The sequence below is a fragment of the Vibrio tetraodonis genome (assembly GCF_003350295.1).
Classification (GTDB): domain Bacteria; phylum Pseudomonadota; class Gammaproteobacteria; order Enterobacterales; family Vibrionaceae; genus Vibrio; species Vibrio tetraodonis.
In genome coordinates this window covers 56,238-75,593 of record NZ_QLYY01000021.1, presented here as the reverse complement: position 1 = coordinate 75,593, position 19,356 = coordinate 56,238, and the positions used below count along the sequence as shown (strand labels likewise).

The window sequence follows — 19,356 nt, the reverse complement described above, 5'->3', positions numbered from 1 at the left end:
GCTGCGAATATGTTGTGAAAAACTATTCGTTGCCCCTTTGGGCTTTGATGCCTCAAGCCTGTAATCACCATGTTTAACGACAGCTTATGTTAGCTATAAGAATATATTGCTTCATAAAAGCAGTGACTTAGTGCATAAATACTCAATGAAAGTGAGGAGTTGCCTTTTCATGGTTGGATAAAAAGAATAATTCACTATTGAAATGGTTAATTAAATGTAAATACAATGCCGTAATTGCTCATATGCAAAACAAAATGTGCTTTCATTAATAAGAAGGCAAGGATGCAAAAATTGCCTGGCATGCGGTATTGAGAGGGAATGTGCAATGACAGTTGAAAGTAAAGTAGAACGCGGTTTGTTTGATGAGGTCATGGTACCTTGTTATAACCCGATGGAAATGGTGCCTGTTAAAGGTGAAGGTGCACGCGTTTGGGATCAGCAAGGCAAAGAGTACATCGACTTTGCAGGTGGTATTGCGGTGAGCTGTCTTGGACATTGTCATCCAGCTATGGTGAATGCGCTAACAGAGCAAGGTCAAAAGCTTTGGCATTTAAGTAATGTTATGACCAACGAACCAGCGCTGCGTTTGGCAAAAAAACTCACCCAAGTGAGCTTTGCCGACAAAGTGTTTTATGCCAACTCAGGCGCAGAAGCCAACGAAGCCGCTCTTAAGCTTGCGCGTCGCTATGCAGCAGATAAGTTTGGCCCGGAGAAATCTGAAATTATCGCCTTTAAACAAGGCTTTCATGGGCGAACTTTCTTTACCGTTACTGTCGGTGGACAAGCAGCATACTCTGATGGTTTTGGTCCCAAGCCCGGTGATGTGACTCATTTGCCGTACAACGATATCGAGACTTTACGGGCGCATATTTCAGATCGCACTTGCGCGATTATGATGGAGCCTCTTCAAGGAGAGGGGGGTATCATCGCGCCAACCGATGAGTTTGTACAAACGGTTCGTGAACTCTGTGATAAGCACAATGCGCTACTTATTTTTGATGAGGTACAAACGGGTAATGGCCGTACAGGGCACTTTTATGCCTACCAAGGCCTTGGTGTCACTCCAGATATTTTGAGTACAGCAAAATCACTTGGTGGCGGTTTCCCAATTGGCGCTATGCTCACCACTGCAGAGCTTGCTGAACATCTTAAAATCGGTACACACGGCTCAACCTATGGGGGTAACCCACTTGCTTGTGCAGTCGCTGAAGCTGTGGTCGATATTGTCAGCGACCCAGAAACACTCAAAGGTGTTGCAGAGCGCGAAACATGGTTTAGAGAAGGGTTAAACAAACTCAACGAAAAGTATCAAATGTTTGCTGAAGTTCGTGGTAAAGGTTTGTTACTCGGTGCCGCGCTCAATGACGAGTGGCAAGGTCGAGCGCGAGATGTGTTGGTTGCCGCTGGTAAAGAAGGCTTGATGGTGCTGGTCGCGGGTACTAATGTTGTTCGCTTTACACCATCCTTGGTCATCACTAAGCAGGAAGTTGAAGAGGGTTTATCAAGGCTTGATAAAGCTCTAGCAACACTCAGTAAATAATTAAGAAACACGGAAGATCGTCCTAGCGGGGCGATCTTCTTTTTTCAGTTCCACGCATTAGGTATTCCCAACACTAAGACGATCCTCGGCTCTTAAATCCTATAACCTGTTGTGAATGCTATTTGGCTAGATATGAGCCAAATCTTGATGAATGTGGCACTGACCTATGCATCAGGAGGGAATATCGATGCTAGTTGTTCGCCCGATAACAATGTCGGACTACGATGCTTTGCATACTTGCGCCGTCGAATCCGGACATGGATTTACATCACTTCCGGTCAACGAAGAGTTATTGACCAACCGTATTACACACTCTGAATACAGTTTTTCTAAACCCAATGTCAATGAGCCTGGTGATGAAGGCTATTTAATGGTTGGGTTTGATAGCAAGAGTGGTGAGGTAGCAGGGTGTACGGGTATCGAAGCTTCCATCGGTTGGGATGTGCCATTTTATTCTTATCATATCAGCACCATAGTTCACTCATCGCCAAAACTTGGGGTCAATAATGTTGTAAAGCTGCTGACTTTTGGTAACAACTACACAGGTTGCAGTGAGATTTGTACTTTATTCCTAAGACCTAGCTTTCGCGGCGGATTGAATGGTCGATTAATGTCAAAGTGTCGGTTTTTGATGATGGCCGAGCACCCACATCGTTTTTCTAAAACCGTATTTGCCGAAATGCGCGGGGTGTCTGACGATGAAGGTAACTCACCATTTTGGCAATGGTTACAAGAGCACTTTTTCTCCATCGACTTTACTATGGCAGATTACTTAACCGGTATTGGCAAAAAAGGCTTCATTGCCGATCTCATGCCTAAGCTGCCGATTTACATTAACTTGCTCAGTAAAGAGGCCCAAGAGGTCATAGGTCAAGTGCACGAAAATACCAAACCTGCTCTTCGCTTACTTGAAAAGGAAGGTTTCACTTGCCGCAACTATGTCGATATTTTCGATGGTGGCCCATCGGTTGAGTGTGATGTGCGCAATATCGAATCTGTACGCCACTCATTCCGAGCAAAAGTGTCTATTGCGCAGCACTCTAGCTCACAGGATTACCTAATCTCAAATACTTCTTTTGAGCATTTTAGAGCGGTAGCGACTAAGGCTGCATATGATCAGGCCTCTGAGTCTGTCATTTTATCCCCAGAAGCGGCTGAGGCTTTGCAAGTCAAGCAAGGTGACTATGTTCGCATGTTGGCCCAGTAATTGAGAGGAATAATCATATGACACATTGGATTGCAGGTGAGTGGCTAGATGGGCATGGTGCAGCAATAAATTCCATAAGCCCTTACAACAACGAAGTAATTTGGCAAGGACAGAGTGCTTCTCCCGAGCAGGTTGAGTCAGCGGTCAGTGCTGCTCGAAATGCTTTTGTGAGCTGGAAAAAATGCAGCTATACAGAGCGTGAATCAATCGTGCTTGCTTTTGCTGAGAAAGTGAAAGAAAACAGCGAGCAAATCGCAGAGATTATCGCTAAAGAAACCGGTAAGCCTTTGTGGGAGACCCGAACGGAAGCGGCCGCGATGGCGGGTAAAATCGCTATTTCAATTCGTGCTTATCATGACCGCACAGGTGAAGCGCAACGTGAAGCGGCAGGTAACCAGATTGTTTTGCGTCATCGTCCTTTGGGAGTCATGGCGGTATTTGGTCCTTATAACTTCCCTGGTCATTTGCCAAATGGCCATATAGTCCCAGCCCTACTTGCTGGTAACACTGTGGTATTTAAACCATCTGAGCAAACGCCACTAACAGGCGAGTTCGCAATGAAGTTATGGCAACAAGCTGGTCTACCTGCCGGCGTGATTAACTTGGTTCAAGGTGCTAAAGAAACAGGCGTTGCATTGGCTGAATCCAAAGGTATTGATGGTGTATTGTTTACGGGTAGTGCCAATACCGGTCATATCCTGCATCGTCAGTTTGCTGGTCAACCAGACAAAATGCTGGCTTTAGAAATGGGCGGCAACAACCCTATGGTGATTTCTGAGCAATATGGCGACTTAGATGCAACCGTATACACCATTATTCAGTCGGCATTTATTAGCGCAGGCCAGCGCTGTACTTGTGCACGTCGCCTTTATGTTCCTATGGGGGAAAAAGGGGATGCCTTAGTTGCTAAGTTGATTGAATCAACGCAAAAGATTCATGTTGATCAACCTTTTGCGCAGCCTGCACCCTTTATGGGGCCACAAATTTCAAAAGCGGCAGCCGACTTTATTATTCAGGCTCAATCGAATCTGATTAAGCTTGGAGGTCAAAGTTTGTTAGAGGCTAAAGCAGGCGAGGCTGCTTTTGTTACTCCAGGTATCATAGACGTCACGCCAATTGCGCAGCTGCCAGATGAAGAGTATTTTGGTCCTTTACTGCAAGTCGTTCGATACCAAGGTCTAGAGAAAGCGGTCGAGCTGGCTAATGATACTCGCTTTGGTTTATCCGCAGGGCTTGTTTCCACCGATGATAGTGAGTGGGAATATTTTGTCGACCATATCCGCGCAGGTATCGTTAATCGTAACCGCCAGTTAACAGGGGCTAGTGGTGATGCGCCATTTGGCGGCCCTGGCGCTTCAGGTAACCTTCGTCCAAGTGCGTATTATGCGGCTGATTATTGTGCCTATCCAATGGCTTCGATGGAAGGCGATCAAACCGTGTTACCTGAAACACTGAGTCCTGGTGTGGAGTTATAACTAGCACATATAGCACCTTTAGCGAAAAGGGGAGGCTCGCTGAGCCAGCGAGCTGACTCTCAACCCAATAAACTAGACAAGGAGGCGTTATGACGCCAGATGTTTTATTTCAGTCGTTATGGAATGACTATATTCAGCGCTTGTGCCCCTCAGCAGATAAAATTCATCAATTATTGCAAGAAAGCGAGCTCCTGATTAACGACCATATCGCGCTGCGAACTTTTAATTTAAGCCCCGTTGGTATGGAAGTGATAGCCAAGCCCTTTATTGATGTTGGTTACACCCCATGTGGAGATTACCAATTTGAGGCGAAAAAATTGGTGGCGAAACATTACGAACACCCAGATCCTAAGCAACCTAAAGTCTTTATTAGTGAGCTTAAAGTAGAAGAGTGCTCGCCTCAATTGCAGAACATAGTCAAGAAGTTAGTCGATCAGATTGATACCGATAAACTGACAAGCTTCGAATTTTTATCTTCTGGTCGTCTTTGGCAACTGAGCTTTGAAGATTACCAACAACTTGCCAAAGAAAGTGAATACGCTTCTTGGCTTGCTGCTCACGGTTATGGAGCCAACCACTTTACCGTGAGTGTCAATCAACTTACTGCGTTCGATGAAGCAAAACAGGTTAACGATCATTTGCGCCAAGCTGGATTCACAATTAATGAATCAGGCGGGGAGGTAAAAGGCTCACCAGACGTTTTACTTGAGCAATCCTCGACCATGGCAGATAAAGTGCCAGTATCTTTCACAGAAGGCTCCCAGATAGTCCCTGGCGGCTTTTATGAATTTGCTAAACGCTACCCTATGAGTAATGGTGAATTATATCCTGGGTTTGTCGCTGCATCGGCTGATAAGATATTTGAGAGCACAAATATTGGGTCTTGAGTGGGATACACAGACCTCTGAATAAAAAGGCGCCATTCAAGGCGCCTTTTTCTATTCTGTTACGCTAAGCCAATATTGGTCTGGGATCGAACGCGTTTGTTCGCTTAGGTGGGGATTATCTATACTAAAGGCTTTTCTGCTTTTAATGCCCGCTTGTTCAAAGGTTTTTTTCACTAGAGGTGCTTTTTCAAAGAACTCAACAAATGAACCATCTTGGTATGAAGCTTCAAATGCTTTTTTGAGCGTAGCTGCTACCTCAGGGTTCTTAGGGCTCACAAATAGCAGCATAGGAAAGCGGTAAATCAGCATCAGTTTGTCATCAACCACTAGATTAGCCAATTGACTGCGCTGGGCAACTTCGCTGTAGGGTTCGATAACGGCTCGTGGGAATAAATCGGTACGTTCGCTATCAACAATGCGAAAGATATTATCAAAGCTAGGCACTTCTCTCACTTTAAATCCGCCGGATTTTAAGACTTTTACATCTGCCCAGCCTTGCCCCTGTATCATACCAAGTTTACGCAATTCCTCTATGCTGTTTATGCTGCCTAGTTTGGCTGCAGTGGTTTTATTAGTGATAAAAATTCGGTGACCAAGGAGGCCTCTAAAAACTGGGTAGCGAATAGGAAGTAGCTCTTGTTCAAGGGTTTTATCGGCGCCTAGCCAATCTACCGTAATTTTGCCTTCTTTGAGCAGAGTGACTTTACGTGATTGTGAGTCAACAGGTGTTTTATAAGGTTGGAGCAAAATCCCTTCGCCTGATTTATCCACAAGAAACTGGATGAGGTCGATGGCGTACTGGTCTAGTTCAGAACCTTCCCGTGGGATAGGGTGAATAATGGTGGTTTGGGCAACTGAGATTGATGAAAAAACTAGGCTAAAAGCCAATACCAGCGAAGAAAGTAGCTTTAAAATCATGAGTCCATCCTGCCTGAAAGTTACGGTTGAAATTCAAACTAAGGTTAGGATAGAGCAGGCTAATTAACAAATAGGAAAAAAGCCGAGTACAATCATGAACTCGGCTTTATGTATAGAACAATGGTTATCGAGTGCCGTAGACTACGATCGTTTTACCATGTGCTGAAATCAGGTTTTGCTCTTCAAGCATCTTCAAGATACGGCCAACCGTTTCGCGTGAACAGCCAACAATCTGACCGATCTCTTGACGTGTGATCTTGATTTGCATGCCGTCAGGGTGCGTCATGGCATCTGGTTGTTTCGCAAGATTTAGTAGTGTCTGAGCGATACGGCCAGTTACGTCAAGGAAAGCAAGGTCTCCGACTTTTTGACTGGTTACCTGCAAACGACTTGCCATTTGAGCCGACAAGCGCATTAGGATATCAGGGTTGACTTGGATAAGCTGACGGAATTTCTTGAAAGAAATTTCTGCCACTTCACAAGGTGATTTTGCTCGAACCCACGCTGTGCGTTCTTGGTCTTCTTCGAACAAACCAAGCTCACCAATAAAGTCACCTTGGTTTAGGTACGACAGGATCATTTCCTTGCCTTCCTCGTCCTTAATAAGTACCGCAACTGAACCTTTGACTATGTAGTAAAGCGTTTCCGCTTTCTCACCAGCGTGGATCAGTGTGCTCTTAGATGGGTACTTATGAATATGACAGTGTGAAAGGAACCATTCTAATGTTGGATCAGTTTGAGGTTTACCTAGAACCATAATATCTCACTTCCTCTGCAGGGTACGCTTGCTTCTTTCCATGTTTTAGCTAAGCCTTGAATCAAGACTTATTAGGATAAGAGTACTTTTCAAATGCTGCAAGCCATCTTTGTTTCTGTTTCAAATAGTATCTTTTTTTTGAATTGATTTCTTGATTTTAATCGCCTTCACTTGGCTATTTTGTGCACAAAAGTGTGCGACTGATCACGCAATCAAAAGTAATCCTGTATACAAAGTAAGTCTTAACCAATTTTTCCCGTTTCTATCAACTGCTGAAGTATTGGCCTAACTATCAATTCGACGGCAAAACTCATCTTTCCACCGGGTACAACTATGGTGTTGTGACGTGACATAAATGAGCCATCTATCATTGCTAGTAGGTATGGGAAGTCGACATTTTTTATTCCCCGAAGGCGGATAACAACAAAACTCTCATCAAGGCTTGGGATGCCTTTGGCGTTTAGTGGGTTTGATGTATCGACGGTAGGTACTCGCTGGAAGTTAATATGAGTGCGAGAAAACTGCGGGGTGATGTAATTAAGATAATCATCCATTGAGCGAACAATCGAGTCCATCACAGCCTCTCGTGAATGTCCTCTGTCTCGGGTGTCGCGCACGAATTTTTGAATCCATTCAAGGTTGACGATAGGCACCATGCCTATCAAAAAATCCACATGCTGCGCAACGTTAACTTCACCGTCGACTACACCACCATGTAAGCCTTCATAAAACAGCACGTCGGAGCTTTCTGGTAGCTCTTGCCAAGGGGTAAAAGTACCGGGCATTTGATTGTAGGGAACCGCTTCGTCAAAGGTATGGAGATAACGTCGAACTTTTCCTGTACCTTCATTGCCATATTTGCGGAAAAATTCAGCTAAAGCAGGGAAGTCATTGGCTTGAGGTCCAAAATAGCTGATGTGCCGCCCCTGCTCGCGAGCTTTGCGAATTTCAACATCCATTTCGGGGCGAGTAAAGCGGTGAAAGCTATCTCCTTCAACCCAAGCTGGCTTGACCTTCATCATATTGAACATTTTACGAAAAGCTTCAGATGTGGTCGTAGTACCTGCACCTGAAGAGCCAGTAACGGCGATAACTGGATGTTTTGCTGACATGACAACCCTTGTCTATGAATAACTGTCCACTGTTGCAGTTCACTATAACATGCTTTGCAAAGACAGTACGGTATGTAGTGCTTTAAAAGGAAAATTTATGCTTAAGTTGAATATCTACACTTTCATGTAGTTCAGAGAAAACTATGACAGCATCACCAGATTCAAGTTTTTGTTTTATTTGATTTATCTTGTTTTGCAGTGAGGCTTCTACAGCGCCGTAGTCTGTGCCTTCTCGAAGGACAAACTCTTTGATTAAATTGTCTAAGGTGTCTGGGGCAATGTCTTGCCAAGGAACGATCATAAATACCTCTTTCTTTTATGTTCGGTATTAGTAAAAGCGCTAGCTAGATGGTACCAAGCTTTGATAGTAAGCGGGTAATGTCTCTTCAAGCCAAAATCTCGGTTTTATGGCACTTCCTGTCACAAAGCCAACGTGACCACCTTGCTCATAGAGTCGATAGTCTATATTGCTTGGTAGAGCGTATTTTGGGATGACCGCCTCTGTCATAAAGGGGTCGTCTTTCGCGTGTATGATCTGCAAAGGAAGACGAATATCTTTGAGTTTGTGAATAGCAGAGCAGCGCTGATAATAGTCATCAGCACCTTTAAATCCATGCAAAGGTGCTGTAATTAAGTCGTCAAATTGGTATAGCTTGGTCACTCGTTTGATACTTTGATAAGAAACATCTAACTCTCCCTTGATTAAGTGATGCTTTCGCAGCGCACTCTTTTTTAAAGAGGAAAGTAAGTAGGTTTTGTAGATTTTTGAAAAGCCTTGTTCGATACGCGTGGAGCATGCCGAGAGATCAAGTGGCGCTGAAACAATCGTGGCTGCTTCGAGTAGGGGATCCTGATTGTATTGTGCGAGGTAGTTCGCCAGCATGTTACCACCAAGCGATATGCCAACAGCAATCTTTCTTTGATTGGGAAACTGGCGGTCAATATGTTCGAGAAAAAAACGCGCATCTTCTATCTCACCGGAGTGATAACTGCGAGCATTATGGTTGGGCTCGCCGCTACAACCACGGAAATGCATCATTACCGCTAGCCAGCCATGCTGGGAAAAAGCGTGCATTAAGCCGTTGGCATAAGGGCTATAGAAACAGCCTTCTAGACCATGAAAGAGAATAAAAACAGGCTTTTTCTGAGCTTGTTCTGCGTGCCAGTTTTCACTCCATGCTAGGTCGAGAAAGTCGTTATCCTGGGTTTCTAGCCTTTGCCATATAGGCTCAAATAACGCTTTTTTACGGATAAAGCGCGGCGCTAATGTTTGCAGGTGCGGATTAGATAAACCTCTAGCAGCAGTAAAATGGGTCATAATACTTCCTATTTGGGCACCACTTCTTCAATTGGTTGAGCAAAAGCTTGATGTAAGTGCTCTCCTCCAAGTTGACGGCAGTATCTAAGGGTCAGAGGCTCATTTTGATTGTGCAATAACGTGATACTGTTGATGCAATCAACTAGATCAGACTGTTGTTGTTTTTCAAGTTGTAGCTCGAATTGAAGTGACTCTCGATATAAGGTTTCTGAAATGTGTGATTTGAGCTTACGGCGTAAATCTCGGTAGCTGTGGAGTAAGGCTTCAGAGCGTCCTAGACATTCTTCTACTCTATGCCAGTCTTCATCGAGAAAAGCTGCTTGCTGCTCGTCCAGCCACTTCAGGAGCAGCAAAAGGTTAACGTTACCTTTGAACTGATTTTGTAAATTAAGGCACGCATCTTTGACTTCTCGGACGCTATAATATTGCAAGCTAAATTGCCACAGGCGTTCTAAGGTGAGGGACACAGATACGTGCTTGGAATTCATGGGTGATTAAACTCCTGTTCCATTTGTTCAAGTTCTTCTTGGTGTGTCATCCATTCTAATTCTACTTCTTCAAGCTCAATTTTCGCTTGGGTTTGCGCTGCTAACACCCCGTTAAGTTTAGCTTTATTTTCTGGCTCATACAGTGAGTTATCAGACAATTGTAATTCTGCTTGGCTAAGTGTGGAGTTTAAATTGTCCATCTTAGTTTCCAGTTTGGCTATTGCTTTGCGAATCGGCGCGGTTTGTTTGCGTAACTCTGCTTCGCGGCGTTTTTGCTCTTTCTTAGCGGCGGCACTGTTTGTGGCGATTTTTTCAGATGGTGTAGGTTGGGCTTCACGGCGCTCTGCTTTTTGTTGTTCAGTGAGCCACTTATAGTACTGATCTAGGTCGCCATCAAAAGGTGCGACTTGCTTGTTGTGAACCAAGTAGAGATCATCAGTGGTGGCTCGCAGTAGATAGCGGTCATGCGAAACGATAACCATAGCGCCTTCAAAGGTTTGCAGGGCAAGTGTTAGCGCTTGTCTCATATCAAGGTCTAGGTGGTTAGTCGGCTCATCGAGTAGCAATAGGTTTGGCTTTTGCCAGACGATCAGCGCCAGAACAAGGCGTGCTTTTTCTCCGCCAGAAAAGGGCGCTACTTTCTCTAGTGCTTTTTCACCTTGAAAGCCAAAGCTGCCTAGATAGTTTCTTAGCTCCAGTTCATTTTTATCTGGTGCAATTTGCATCATATGCTGAAGCGGTGTTTCCTCTGGATGTAGAGTTTCCAACTGGTGCTGCGCGAAATAACCGATTTTGACGCCTTGGGAGTAGGTCAGCTCACCCGCTTGGCTTTTTAACTCGCCAGAGAGTAATTTAATCAGAGTTGATTTACCTGCACCATTTCGCCCGAGCAAACCAATACGACTGCCAGGTACAAGGTTGAGGCGAATTTTCTCTAAAATTAGATTGTCACCATAACCTGCCGATACTTGGTCCATCATAATAATCGGGTTTGGCAGAGCATCGGGTTGGCGAAACTCGAAGCTAAACGGATTGTCAAACTGCGCAGGTAATACTTTTTCCATTCGCTCCAGAGCTTTAATTCGGCTTTGTGCTTGGCGAGCTTTTGAGGCTTTATATCGGAATCGGTCGATATAGCTTTGCATGTGCGCCATTTGTTTTTGCTGTTTCTGGTACTGAGCTTGTTGAAGGAGCAACTTTTGCGCGCGCTGGTCTTCAAAGGATGAGTAGTTCCCCGTGTATTCGTTCATCTGCTGATTTTCAACATGTATGATACGCCCAACCACAGGATCGAGAAAATCACGGTCGTGAGAGATTAAGATCAGGGTGCCAGGGTAATTTTGTAGCCAACGCTCTAGCCACATCACAGCATCTAAGTCTAAGTGGTTGGTTGGCTCATCCAGGAGCAATAAGTCGGAGCGACAAAGTAGCGCTTGAGCGAGGTTTAAGCGCATCCGCCAACCACCAGAGAACTGAGTCAGGTTCCAGTTCATCTGCTGCTGGGAAAAGCCAAGACCATCAAGCAGCTCAGCGGCGCGAGCTTTTATACTGTAACCACCTATGGTTTCGATTTTTCCATGCAGCTCAGCAACCAAGGTGCCATTGTCTTTTTGCTCTGCAGCGCTTAGTTCAGCTTCAAGGCGGCGATACTCACGATCACCATCAATGACATAGTCCAATGCTTGGCGCTCTAATGCCGGTGTTTCCTGTGCAACCCACGCCATCTCCCAGTATGAAGGGCAGTTGAAGTTACCAGCATCGATAGAAAGTTCATTTTTGATTAAGGCAAATAGGGTGGATTTTCCGCAGCCATTTTTACCCACTAGGCCGACTTTATCGCCTGGGTGTATGGTTGCTGAGGTGTTATCCAGTAGAGCTTTGCCGCCACGAAGGAGCTGGATGTCAGAAAAGGTAATCATAGTTTATGCTTTATTATTTAATATTTCTCTTATCGCGTCGAATAGTAGGTGGAATGAGATAAAATGTCGATCATTGCGTTATGCTTAACAACAACGTATAACAAACTCATACAGATAAAAAATCTCTTATGTCTTGAAAACAGAAGGATGACTGCTTAAAACATGGCGGTAAATGATTTAACCAACGAACTTCCTAAAGTTGCAAAAGTACTGGTGATTTATGCACATCCAGAGTCACACAGTTCAGTTGCAAATCACGTCATGATCAAAAAGATCGCGTCGTTAGAACATGTGACGGTACGAGATCTCTATGCCTATTATCCTGACTTCTTTATTGATGTTGATGCCGAGCAGCGGCTTCTTCTCGAACATGATGTGATTGTATTTCAGCATCCACTTTATATGTATTCTTGCCCAGCGCTTCTCAAAGAATGGATGGATAGAGTGCTAGCCAAAGGGTTTGCTTATGGTAAGGGAGAAGCACTCAAAGGTAAGTATTGGCGCAGCATTATTACTACAGGGGGAAATGAGGAAGCTTTCTGTAGTGAAGGCTATAACCGATATCCTTTGTCAGAAATACTCCAGCCGTTTGAATTGTCAGCGGCCTTGTGCCAGATGCACTGGATAGAGCCTTTAGTTCTTTATTGGGCACGAAATATCACTGAAATGGATCGCTATCAACATGCGGAGAACTACCACCATTGGTTGCTTCATGTCACGACAGATTTTGCGACTAGCCTCAATGTAGAAGGAGATCCGTTTGGCACTTGAAAGTGATTTCTTACAAAGCAGTGTGATTTTTTTAACCGCAGCTGTCATTGCAGTGCCGCTTGCCCAGCGGCTCGGGCTTGGTTCTGTACTTGGCTACCTTCTGGCTGGTGTAGTGATTGGCCCTTGGGGGTTGAGCTTAATCAGTGATGTTGAAGCTATTTTGCATTTTGCCGAATTTGGCGTAGTACTGCTGCTGTTTTTGATTGGTTTAGAGCTTAACCCCAAAAAGCTATTGCAGATGAAGGGGCCTATTTTGGGACTGGGCGGGGCGCAAGTTGTCATCACTACAGCTGCGCTGGGTGTTGTGGCGTATTTTTGCGGTCTTAGTTGGCAAACAGGTTTGGTTATCGGAATGGGTTTGGCTCTGTCCTCCACGGCAATAGCTCTAAAAGTGATAGAAGAGCAAGGGCTTGCTGGCAGTGAAACGGGCCAATCTGGTTTCGCAGTTCTCTTGTTTCAAGATATTGCCGTGATTCCAATGCTTGCCCTTCTTCCGGTTTTGGCGGGTAACACCGCTGGTAACTGGTCCGATGCCATTTGGATGTTGTGCGGTGTTATAGGCTTACTGGTTGGAGGTCACTTCCTGCTACGGCCTTTATTTCGCTATGTGGTTTTAAGTGGTGTACGTGAGCTATTTACAGTCGCGGCATTATTACTAGTGATTGGTATTGCTTTGTTGATGAAGCATCTTGGCCTGTCGATGGCTTTGGGTACTTTCCTTGCTGGCGTGCTGCTGGCTGAAAGTGAGTATCGTCATGAATTAGAAATTGCTATTGAACCATTTAAAGGATTACTACTCGGTCTTTTTTTTATCGCAGTAGGCATGGCGGTAAATCTGGGCTTGCTGGCTCTTGAGCCTCTTAATGTATTGGGGGGGGTGATTGGTTTAGTTGTTATCAAGGGATTGATTCTTTACTTCTTGGCCAGATTGTCAGGCGGGCGGCCAAAAGTACGCAGCAAAATGGCGGCGATTTTAAGCCAAGGTGGTGAGTTTGCCTTTGTTATCTTCACCGCAGCGAGCAAAGAAGGACTCATTGCCCCTGAACAAAATGCCTTTTTGCTGGTGGTAGTGAGTTTATCTATGGTGACGACTCCGCTTCTTTTGATGGCGCAAAGCAAGTGGTATGCGCGAGGGTTAAACTTTGACGAGTCAGGATTAAAGCGTAGTGATGTTGTTAATCGTCAGCCAAGAGTAATAATTGCAGGTTTTGGCCGTTTTGGTCAGATCATTGGCCGTTTAATGTATGCCAACAAAATCCGCGTCACTGTATTAGAAAGTGATGCTAGCCAGATTCACTTATTGAGAAAATACGGGTATAAAGTGTTTTATGGCGATGCCACTCAACTTGACTTATTAAGGGCTGCTGGAGCCAGTAAAGCTGAAGCAATGGTGATATGTACTGACTCGCCAGAAGAGATCATGAAAATTGTCGAGTTATGTAAGTATCACTTTCCGCATCTTAAGCTGTTTGCCCGTGCACGAAGCCGTGTCGAAGCGTATCAGCTTATGAGTCACGGAGTAGAAAATTATTCCCGAGAAACCTTCTTGGGAGCCTTAGATCTTGGCCGCCAAGCATTGGTGGAGCTCGGAATGCACCCTTATCAAGCTAAACGAGCGGAAGCGCATTTCAAAAAACTCGATCACGGTATGTTGAAAGAGCTGCTTCCTCAGCATCACGAAGACAAACAGTTGGCGATGAGAGCCAAAGAAGCCCGCAAAGAGCTGGAAGAAATCTTTGGTCGGGAAATGGAAAAAGATCAACAATCAAAGAACTTTTGGGATTAACTCCAAACCCTGTTTACCTTCTATGCGTAAAAGTATTGTCAGAGGGATTCATGGTGATGTATTGGAATGAACACAATGAAAAAAAGATTTATCGCAGGTGCTAGCTGTCCTAAATGTTCTCAGCAAGATACTTTACGTTGGTGGATAGAAAATAACATTGAACTGGTTGAGTGTGTTGAGTGCGAATATCAAGAACAACGTAAGCCTCAAACTGTGGAAAAAACTGAACATGCGAAACAAGAGATGATCGGAATTTTTAAGCCGGATTAATTGAGTTTCTGTAATTGATCCCCATAATAGCGGCATAGAAAACAGTAAATCGGAGCAATAGTTTGCTCCGTTTCTTTATCTCCTTGGAGTCATTATGAAAATTGAAAAAAATGTAGTTGTCAGCCTAGCTTACCAAGTCAAGCTAGAGGATGGTGTGGTTGTTGATCAATCGACAACAGAAGCGCCACTTGATTACTTGCACGGCAACAACAACCTGATTACAGGTCTTGAAACGGCTCTAGAAGGTAAGGAAGCTGGCGCTCAGTTTTCAGTGACTGTCTCGCCTGAAGAAGCGTACGGCGATCATAATGATGCGCTTGTACAACGTGTTCCTGCCAACGTGTTCCAAGGTGTAGAGCAAATTGAAGTCGGCATGCGCTTTTTAGCTGATACTGACCAAGGTCCAATTCCAGTAGAAGTAACAGAAGTTGATGGTGACGAAGTTGTGGTGGATGGTAACCATATGCTCGCGGGTCAAACTCTTACGTTTGATGTGGAGGTGGTGTCTGTACGTGAAGCAACTGCGGAAGAAATTGAGCATGGTCACGTTCACCAAGCAGATGGTAGCTGCGGTAGTCACGATCACGGCGATGATCACGATGACTGTTGTGGTAGTGGTAGCTGCAGCTCGCACTAATTGAGTAAAGCCGCCCATTAAGGTTGTAATAAAGCGCAAGTTTAAGAGATTAACTTGCGCTTTTTGTTTGTCTAGGGAATTAATCCTATCAGCATGCAGGAGCAATACGTGAGTAAACCATTTTCAATTGCCATCCATGGCGGTGCAGGCACCATTTTACGCGAGCAAATGAGTAAGGCGCTAAATGAAGAAATTCGCCGTGATTTAGAAAAATCAGCTCGGGCAGGCCATGAGATACTAGCCCATGGTGGTGATGCAATGGACGCGGTAGTAGCAGCGGTTAAAGTGCTCGAAGATTCGGAGCATTTTAATGCAGGGCGCGGCTCTGTTTTGACTCATAAAGAAATGGTAGAGATGGATGCCTCTGTCATGCATGGTAAAGATGAGAAAGTTGGCGCAGTGGCAGGTGTGCGCCATATTCGAAACCCTGTGGAATTAGCTCGCGATGTCATGCAGCATAGTCCTCATGTGCTGTTGATTGGCGATGGAGCTGAAGAGTTTGCTTTTGGGCATCAACATACCTACACAGAACAAGATTATTTCGTCACCGATCGCCGCTACGATCAATTGCAATCAATGAAAGAGAAGGGATTGTTTGCGCTGTCAGAGTCTAAATACCCTGATGATAATAAGCATGGTACGGTTGGGGCAGTGGCCTTCGATCAGCAAGGCAATCTTGCAGCAGCGACCAGTACTGGCGGGATCACCAATAAGCAATATGGCCGCGTAGGAGATTCGGCGATTATTGGTGCAGGCACTTATGCACAAAATGGTAATCTGGCTGTCTCAGCCACAGGTATGGGTGAATATTTTATTCGCAAAACAGTGGCCAGTGACATTGCAGCGCGAATGCGCTATCTAAAAGAAAATGTTCAGCAAGCCTGTGAAGCAGTTATCCATGGTGAATTAAAAGCCATGGGTGGAGAAGGCGGCGTCATCGCTATTGATGGCGATGGGGAAATACATTTTTCTATGAATACCAGTGGTATGTATCGCGCCAGTATTGGCCTTGATGGGTGTTTAACGGTTAAGATTTACGCCGACGAGTAAGCCTTAAATTGAGTTTAAATTCAGAGTACACAGTCGCTTAGTCAAGGATGGCTTGCTCATGATTAAAAAATGACTGCAACAAATGTAATTCGGTGCTAGAATCCATTTTTAACTAGCAATCAGACTTGGATAGATGGGAAATAACGTAGTCGTTCTGGGCACCCAATGGGGTGACGAAGGTAAAGGTAAAATCGTAGACCTTTTAACTGAAGATGCAAAATACGTGGTTCGCTACCAAGGCGGTCACAACGCAGGTCACACTCTTGTCATTGACGGTGAAAAAACCGTTCTTCACTTAATTCCATCAGGTATTCTTCGCGATAACGTCAAATGTGTTATCGGTAATGGTGTTGTACTATCGCCAGAAGCACTGTTGAAAGAAATGAAACCTCTTGAAGAGCGCGGCATTCCAGTTCGTGAACGTCTTTTCGTTTCTGAAGCTTGTCCTCTAATTCTCCCTTACCATATTGCTATCGATAACGCGCGTGAAATTGCGCGTGGTAAAAAAGCAATTGGTACCACGGGCCGTGGTATCGGTCCTGCTTACGAAGACAAAGTCGCTCGTCGTGGTTTGCGTGTTGGCGATCTTTTCGATAAAGAAGTTTTCGCCGAGAAACTGAAAGAAGTCATGGAATTTCATAACTTCCAGCTTGAGCATTTCTACAAAGCAGAAACGGTTAGCTATGAAGCGGTTCTTGAGCAGTGCATGGGCTATGCTGAGCTTCTCACTTCGATGGTTATGGACGTGACTGATGAGCTGGATGCCGCTCGTAAGCGCGGTGACAAAATCATGTTCGAGGGTGCTCAAGGTACGCTTTTAGATATCGACCACGGTACATATCCATATGTAACCTCATCTAACACTACTGCTGGTGGTGTAGCCGCAGGTTCTGGTTTTGGTCCTCGCCATATTGGTTATATTCTAGGTATCACTAAAGCTTATTGTACTCGTGTTGGTTCAGGTCCATTCCCAACTGAGCTATACGATGGTCAAGACAAACAAGATCCTGTAGGCAAACACTTAGGTGATGTTGGTCATGAGTTTGGTGCTACGACAGGTCGTTTGCGTCGTACTGGCTGGTTTGATGCTGTGGCTATGCGCCGGGCTATCCAAATCAACTCGTTAACTGGTATGTGCTTAACCAAGTTAGATGTTCTTGATGGTCTAAAAGAGATCAAGATCTGTACTGGTTACAAGATGAAAGATGGTACTGTTCTAGAAGTCTCACCAATGGCGGCGGAATCTTTTGAAGAAGCTACGCCAATCTACGAAACCATGCCTGGTTGGTCTGAAACTACTTTTGGCGCTAAGTCTCTAGAAGCGCTACCACAAGCCGCTTTGGATTACATCAAACGCATCGAAGAGCTAACGGGTGTACCCGTAGATATCATCTCTACCGGTCCAGATCGTAACGAAACCATCATCAAGGTTCATCCTTACCAAGCGTAAGTTTGCTTTGTATGAAGAGTGAGAAAAACCAGCACTAGAGTGCTGGTTTTTTATGTCTGCTGGTTAAGCCTATACTTAACTCTTAAGGTGGCAATTTTTTGCCAGTCATCGGCAATTTTGATTAAAGACTTAGCTGCCGAGGTCGATAAAGAATTCAAGATGGTGAAATGCAGGCCAATCTTGAGTTCATAAGGCGTGATATTACGCCACTGCCTTGATTAGGCAGATAAACACATTATCGAAGTCAAAGAGTGCAGACGATGAAGCTAAGAAAGTTAGCTGCTTCGATGGTATTATTGTTTGGGGCTTCTGCGGCTGTTGCCGATGAGTTTACCGATATTGGTGAACCTATACCCATTTATACCGAAGCTGAACTAATAAAACTAATTAATGAAAATAAGCATCTAGAGCAAGTTAAGGCCGATAATTGTCAGATTGTTGAAGATATCGTTGCCCGGGCGACTCGGATCAGTTTGCCTTCGTACGAGTTCTTATATGGTGACATGCTGGCGTGGGGTGTTTGTGTCGAGCAGGACGTTGAGCTTGGGCTTTATTATATCGAAAACGCCGCTCATCAAGGTCTGCCTGCTGCACTAGAACAGCTTGGGCGTTATTACTCGCGGGGCACCTTGGTGCAACAAGATAAAGAGCGCGCCATACCTTACCTGAGGGAAGCCGCCGCCATGGGTAACTTAAAAGCCAGAATTCACTTAGCTGAATTGCTGCTGCGAGACTATGGCAGTCCGCTAGACTACGAAGATGCCTATCGATGGCTCTACGCATCTGTCACCGCTGATCAGCGTACCCACAAACGGATCTCGATTTTGCGCCAAGGACTCGAACGTCGTATGCCGCAAAATATTATTGCTAGAGCGAAGAAACGCGAAACCTCTTGGTAAAGTCCAGTTATATTTCATCCTGACTGCACTCAGGTTTGACTCAGATAAAAATCACCCACACGGGTGATTTTTTCATATGGTGTGCAGAATAGGCGGCAGACTATTTGTTATCTATACGTAAATCACGTATAATTTTTGTATGAAAAGTGTTTTTGTCGAATCCAGCATATTTGAAAAGTATCGCAGCCAATACCTCAGCGATGAAGAGTTTAGACTCTTTCAAGCAGAGATAATGTCTAACCCTAAACAAGGGGATGTCATTCAAGGAACGGGTGGTTTGCGAAAAATTAGAGTTGCAAGTAAATGTAAGGGGAAACGAGGCGGCTCTCGTATTATTTACTATTTTTTAGATGAACAACGACGCTTTTATTTGCTCACCATATATGGCAAAAATGAAGTGTCTGATTTGACAGCAGAGCAAAAGAAACAGCTTAAGGCTTTTATGGAGGCATGGCGCAATGAACAATCGTGATTTATTTGCAGAGTTAAGCTCTGCTCTTTCTGAAGCCAAACAACATTCAGAAGGTAAGCTAACCCTAAAGACCTATCAAGTTGATGATATTAATGAACTAAATATTTCACCTGAAGAGATTTTGAGTCTTCGAGAGCAGTTTAATATGTCTCGTGGTGTATTTGCTCGGCTCTTGCACACTTCATCTCGCACGCTAGAAAGCTGGGAACAAGGCCGAAGTGCACCAAATGGACAAGCGGTAACGCTGCTTAAACTGGTTCAACGTTATCCCGAAACTTTGTCGCAAATCGCTGAGCTTTAGTGGTTCTCCAATCGAGCTTTTATATTGCTTGAGCGTACAGTGAGTTTCTTTTCAATCTTATAAATTGTTATGCAGTCTATACTTACATGGATTTGGTAA

The 19,356-nt window shown here is 44.6% G+C and carries 20 protein-coding genes; 13 read left to right on the top strand and 7 right to left on the bottom strand.

Annotated features, from left to right (window positions below; genetic code table 11):
- Positions 1 to 325 precede the first annotated feature (325 nt).
- From DPF90_RS16290 to DPF90_RS16275, 4 genes are all read left to right on the top strand, one after another.
- The gene (locus DPF90_RS16290; protein WP_114787389.1) at positions 326 to 1,540 is read left to right on the top strand and encodes an aspartate aminotransferase family protein; all 1,215 of its coding nucleotides are present in this window, start codon (positions 326 to 328) and stop codon (positions 1,538 to 1,540) included.
- 187 nt (positions 1,541 to 1,727) lie between these two features.
- A complete protein-coding gene (gene astA, locus DPF90_RS16285; protein ID WP_114787388.1) occupies positions 1,728 to 2,747 on the top strand; it encodes an arginine N-succinyltransferase in 1,020 nt (339 codons plus the stop codon).
- Positions 2,748 to 2,764: 17 nt separating this feature from the next.
- Entirely contained in the window at positions 2,765 to 4,222 is a 1,458-nt protein-coding gene (gene astD, locus DPF90_RS16280) for a succinylglutamate-semialdehyde dehydrogenase (RefSeq protein WP_114787387.1), read from the top strand.
- Positions 4,223 to 4,311: 89 nt separating this feature from the next.
- A complete protein-coding gene (locus tag DPF90_RS16275) occupies positions 4,312 to 5,109 on the top strand; it encodes a DUF1338 domain-containing protein (RefSeq protein WP_114787386.1) in 798 nt (265 codons plus the stop codon).
- 51 nt (positions 5,110 to 5,160) lie between these two features.
- Here DPF90_RS16275 and DPF90_RS16270 read toward each other — a convergent pair whose 3' ends face one another.
- The 7 genes from DPF90_RS16270 to DPF90_RS16240 form a co-directional block, all read right to left on the bottom strand.
- The gene (locus DPF90_RS16270) at positions 5,161 to 6,027 is read right to left on the bottom strand and encodes a type 2 periplasmic-binding domain-containing protein (protein ID WP_114787385.1); all 867 of its coding nucleotides are present in this window, start codon (positions 6,025 to 6,027) and stop codon (positions 5,161 to 5,163) included.
- Positions 6,028 to 6,151: 124 nt separating this feature from the next.
- Positions 6,152 to 6,784, bottom strand: coding sequence for a cAMP-activated global transcriptional regulator CRP (gene crp, locus DPF90_RS16265; RefSeq protein WP_004410522.1), 633 nt, complete (start codon positions 6,782 to 6,784; stop codon positions 6,152 to 6,154).
- 242 nt (positions 6,785 to 7,026) lie between these two features.
- Positions 7,027 to 7,896: a phosphoribulokinase gene (locus DPF90_RS16260; RefSeq protein WP_114787384.1), complete on the bottom strand. Its 870-nt coding sequence runs from the start codon at positions 7,894 to 7,896 to the stop codon at positions 7,027 to 7,029.
- Between the two features lie 82 nt (positions 7,897 to 7,978).
- Entirely contained in the window at positions 7,979 to 8,197 is a 219-nt protein-coding gene (locus tag DPF90_RS16255; RefSeq protein WP_114787383.1) for a YheU family protein, read from the bottom strand.
- A 39-nt stretch (positions 8,198 to 8,236) separates the two neighbouring features.
- On the bottom strand, positions 8,237 to 9,214 hold the full coding sequence (locus DPF90_RS16250) for a hydrolase (RefSeq protein WP_114787382.1): 978 nt from the start codon (positions 9,212 to 9,214) through the stop codon (positions 8,237 to 8,239).
- A gap of 8 nt (positions 9,215 to 9,222) precedes the next feature.
- Positions 9,223 to 9,702 (bottom strand): TIGR02444 family protein, encoded by a 480-nt coding sequence (locus DPF90_RS16245; protein WP_114787381.1) that lies wholly within the window; start codon positions 9,700 to 9,702, stop codon positions 9,223 to 9,225.
- Entirely contained in the window at positions 9,699 to 11,621 is a 1,923-nt protein-coding gene (locus DPF90_RS16240; protein WP_114787380.1) for an ABC transporter ATP-binding protein, read from the bottom strand. Before DPF90_RS16240 ends, DPF90_RS16245 begins: the two co-directional genes overlap by 4 nt.
- Before the next feature lie 162 nt (positions 11,622 to 11,783).
- Between DPF90_RS16240 and kefG the strand changes: the two genes are divergently transcribed.
- The 9 genes from kefG (at position 11,784) to DPF90_RS16195 (ending at position 19,257) form a co-directional block, all read left to right on the top strand.
- Positions 11,784 to 12,392 carry a glutathione-regulated potassium-efflux system ancillary protein KefG gene (kefG, locus tag DPF90_RS16235; protein ID WP_114787379.1) on the top strand — a complete coding sequence of 203 codons (609 nt, stop codon included), beginning with the start codon at positions 11,784 to 11,786 and terminating at the stop codon, positions 12,390 to 12,392.
- The gene (gene kefB, locus DPF90_RS16230; protein WP_114787378.1) at positions 12,382 to 14,178 is read left to right on the top strand and encodes a glutathione-regulated potassium-efflux system protein KefB; all 1,797 of its coding nucleotides are present in this window, start codon (positions 12,382 to 12,384) and stop codon (positions 14,176 to 14,178) included. Before kefG ends, kefB begins: the two co-directional genes overlap by 11 nt.
- Before the next feature lie 75 nt (positions 14,179 to 14,253).
- On the top strand, positions 14,254 to 14,448 hold the full coding sequence (locus DPF90_RS16225; protein ID WP_114787377.1) for a YheV family putative zinc ribbon protein: 195 nt from the start codon (positions 14,254 to 14,256) through the stop codon (positions 14,446 to 14,448).
- A gap of 94 nt (positions 14,449 to 14,542) precedes the next feature.
- Complete coding sequence (slyD, locus tag DPF90_RS16220; RefSeq protein WP_114787376.1) at positions 14,543 to 15,085, top strand: peptidylprolyl isomerase; 543 nt, start codon at positions 14,543 to 14,545, stop codon at positions 15,083 to 15,085.
- Between the two features lie 108 nt (positions 15,086 to 15,193).
- Positions 15,194 to 16,135, top strand: coding sequence for an isoaspartyl peptidase/L-asparaginase family protein (locus tag DPF90_RS16215; RefSeq protein WP_114787375.1), 942 nt, complete (start codon positions 15,194 to 15,196; stop codon positions 16,133 to 16,135).
- A 133-nt stretch (positions 16,136 to 16,268) separates the two neighbouring features.
- Entirely contained in the window at positions 16,269 to 17,585 is a 1,317-nt protein-coding gene (locus tag DPF90_RS16210; protein WP_114787374.1) for an adenylosuccinate synthase, read from the top strand.
- A 260-nt stretch (positions 17,586 to 17,845) separates the two neighbouring features.
- Positions 17,846 to 18,484 (top strand): flagellar protein MotX, encoded by a 639-nt coding sequence (gene motX / locus DPF90_RS16205; RefSeq protein WP_114787373.1) that lies wholly within the window; start codon positions 17,846 to 17,848, stop codon positions 18,482 to 18,484.
- Between the two features lie 139 nt (positions 18,485 to 18,623).
- On the top strand, positions 18,624 to 18,956 hold the full coding sequence (locus tag DPF90_RS16200; protein ID WP_114787372.1) for a type II toxin-antitoxin system RelE/ParE family toxin: 333 nt from the start codon (positions 18,624 to 18,626) through the stop codon (positions 18,954 to 18,956).
- Positions 18,943 to 19,257: a helix-turn-helix domain-containing protein gene (locus DPF90_RS16195; RefSeq protein ID WP_114787371.1), complete on the top strand. Its 315-nt coding sequence runs from the start codon at positions 18,943 to 18,945 to the stop codon at positions 19,255 to 19,257. Before DPF90_RS16200 ends, DPF90_RS16195 begins: the two co-directional genes overlap by 14 nt.
- Positions 19,258 to 19,356 lie beyond the last annotated feature (99 nt).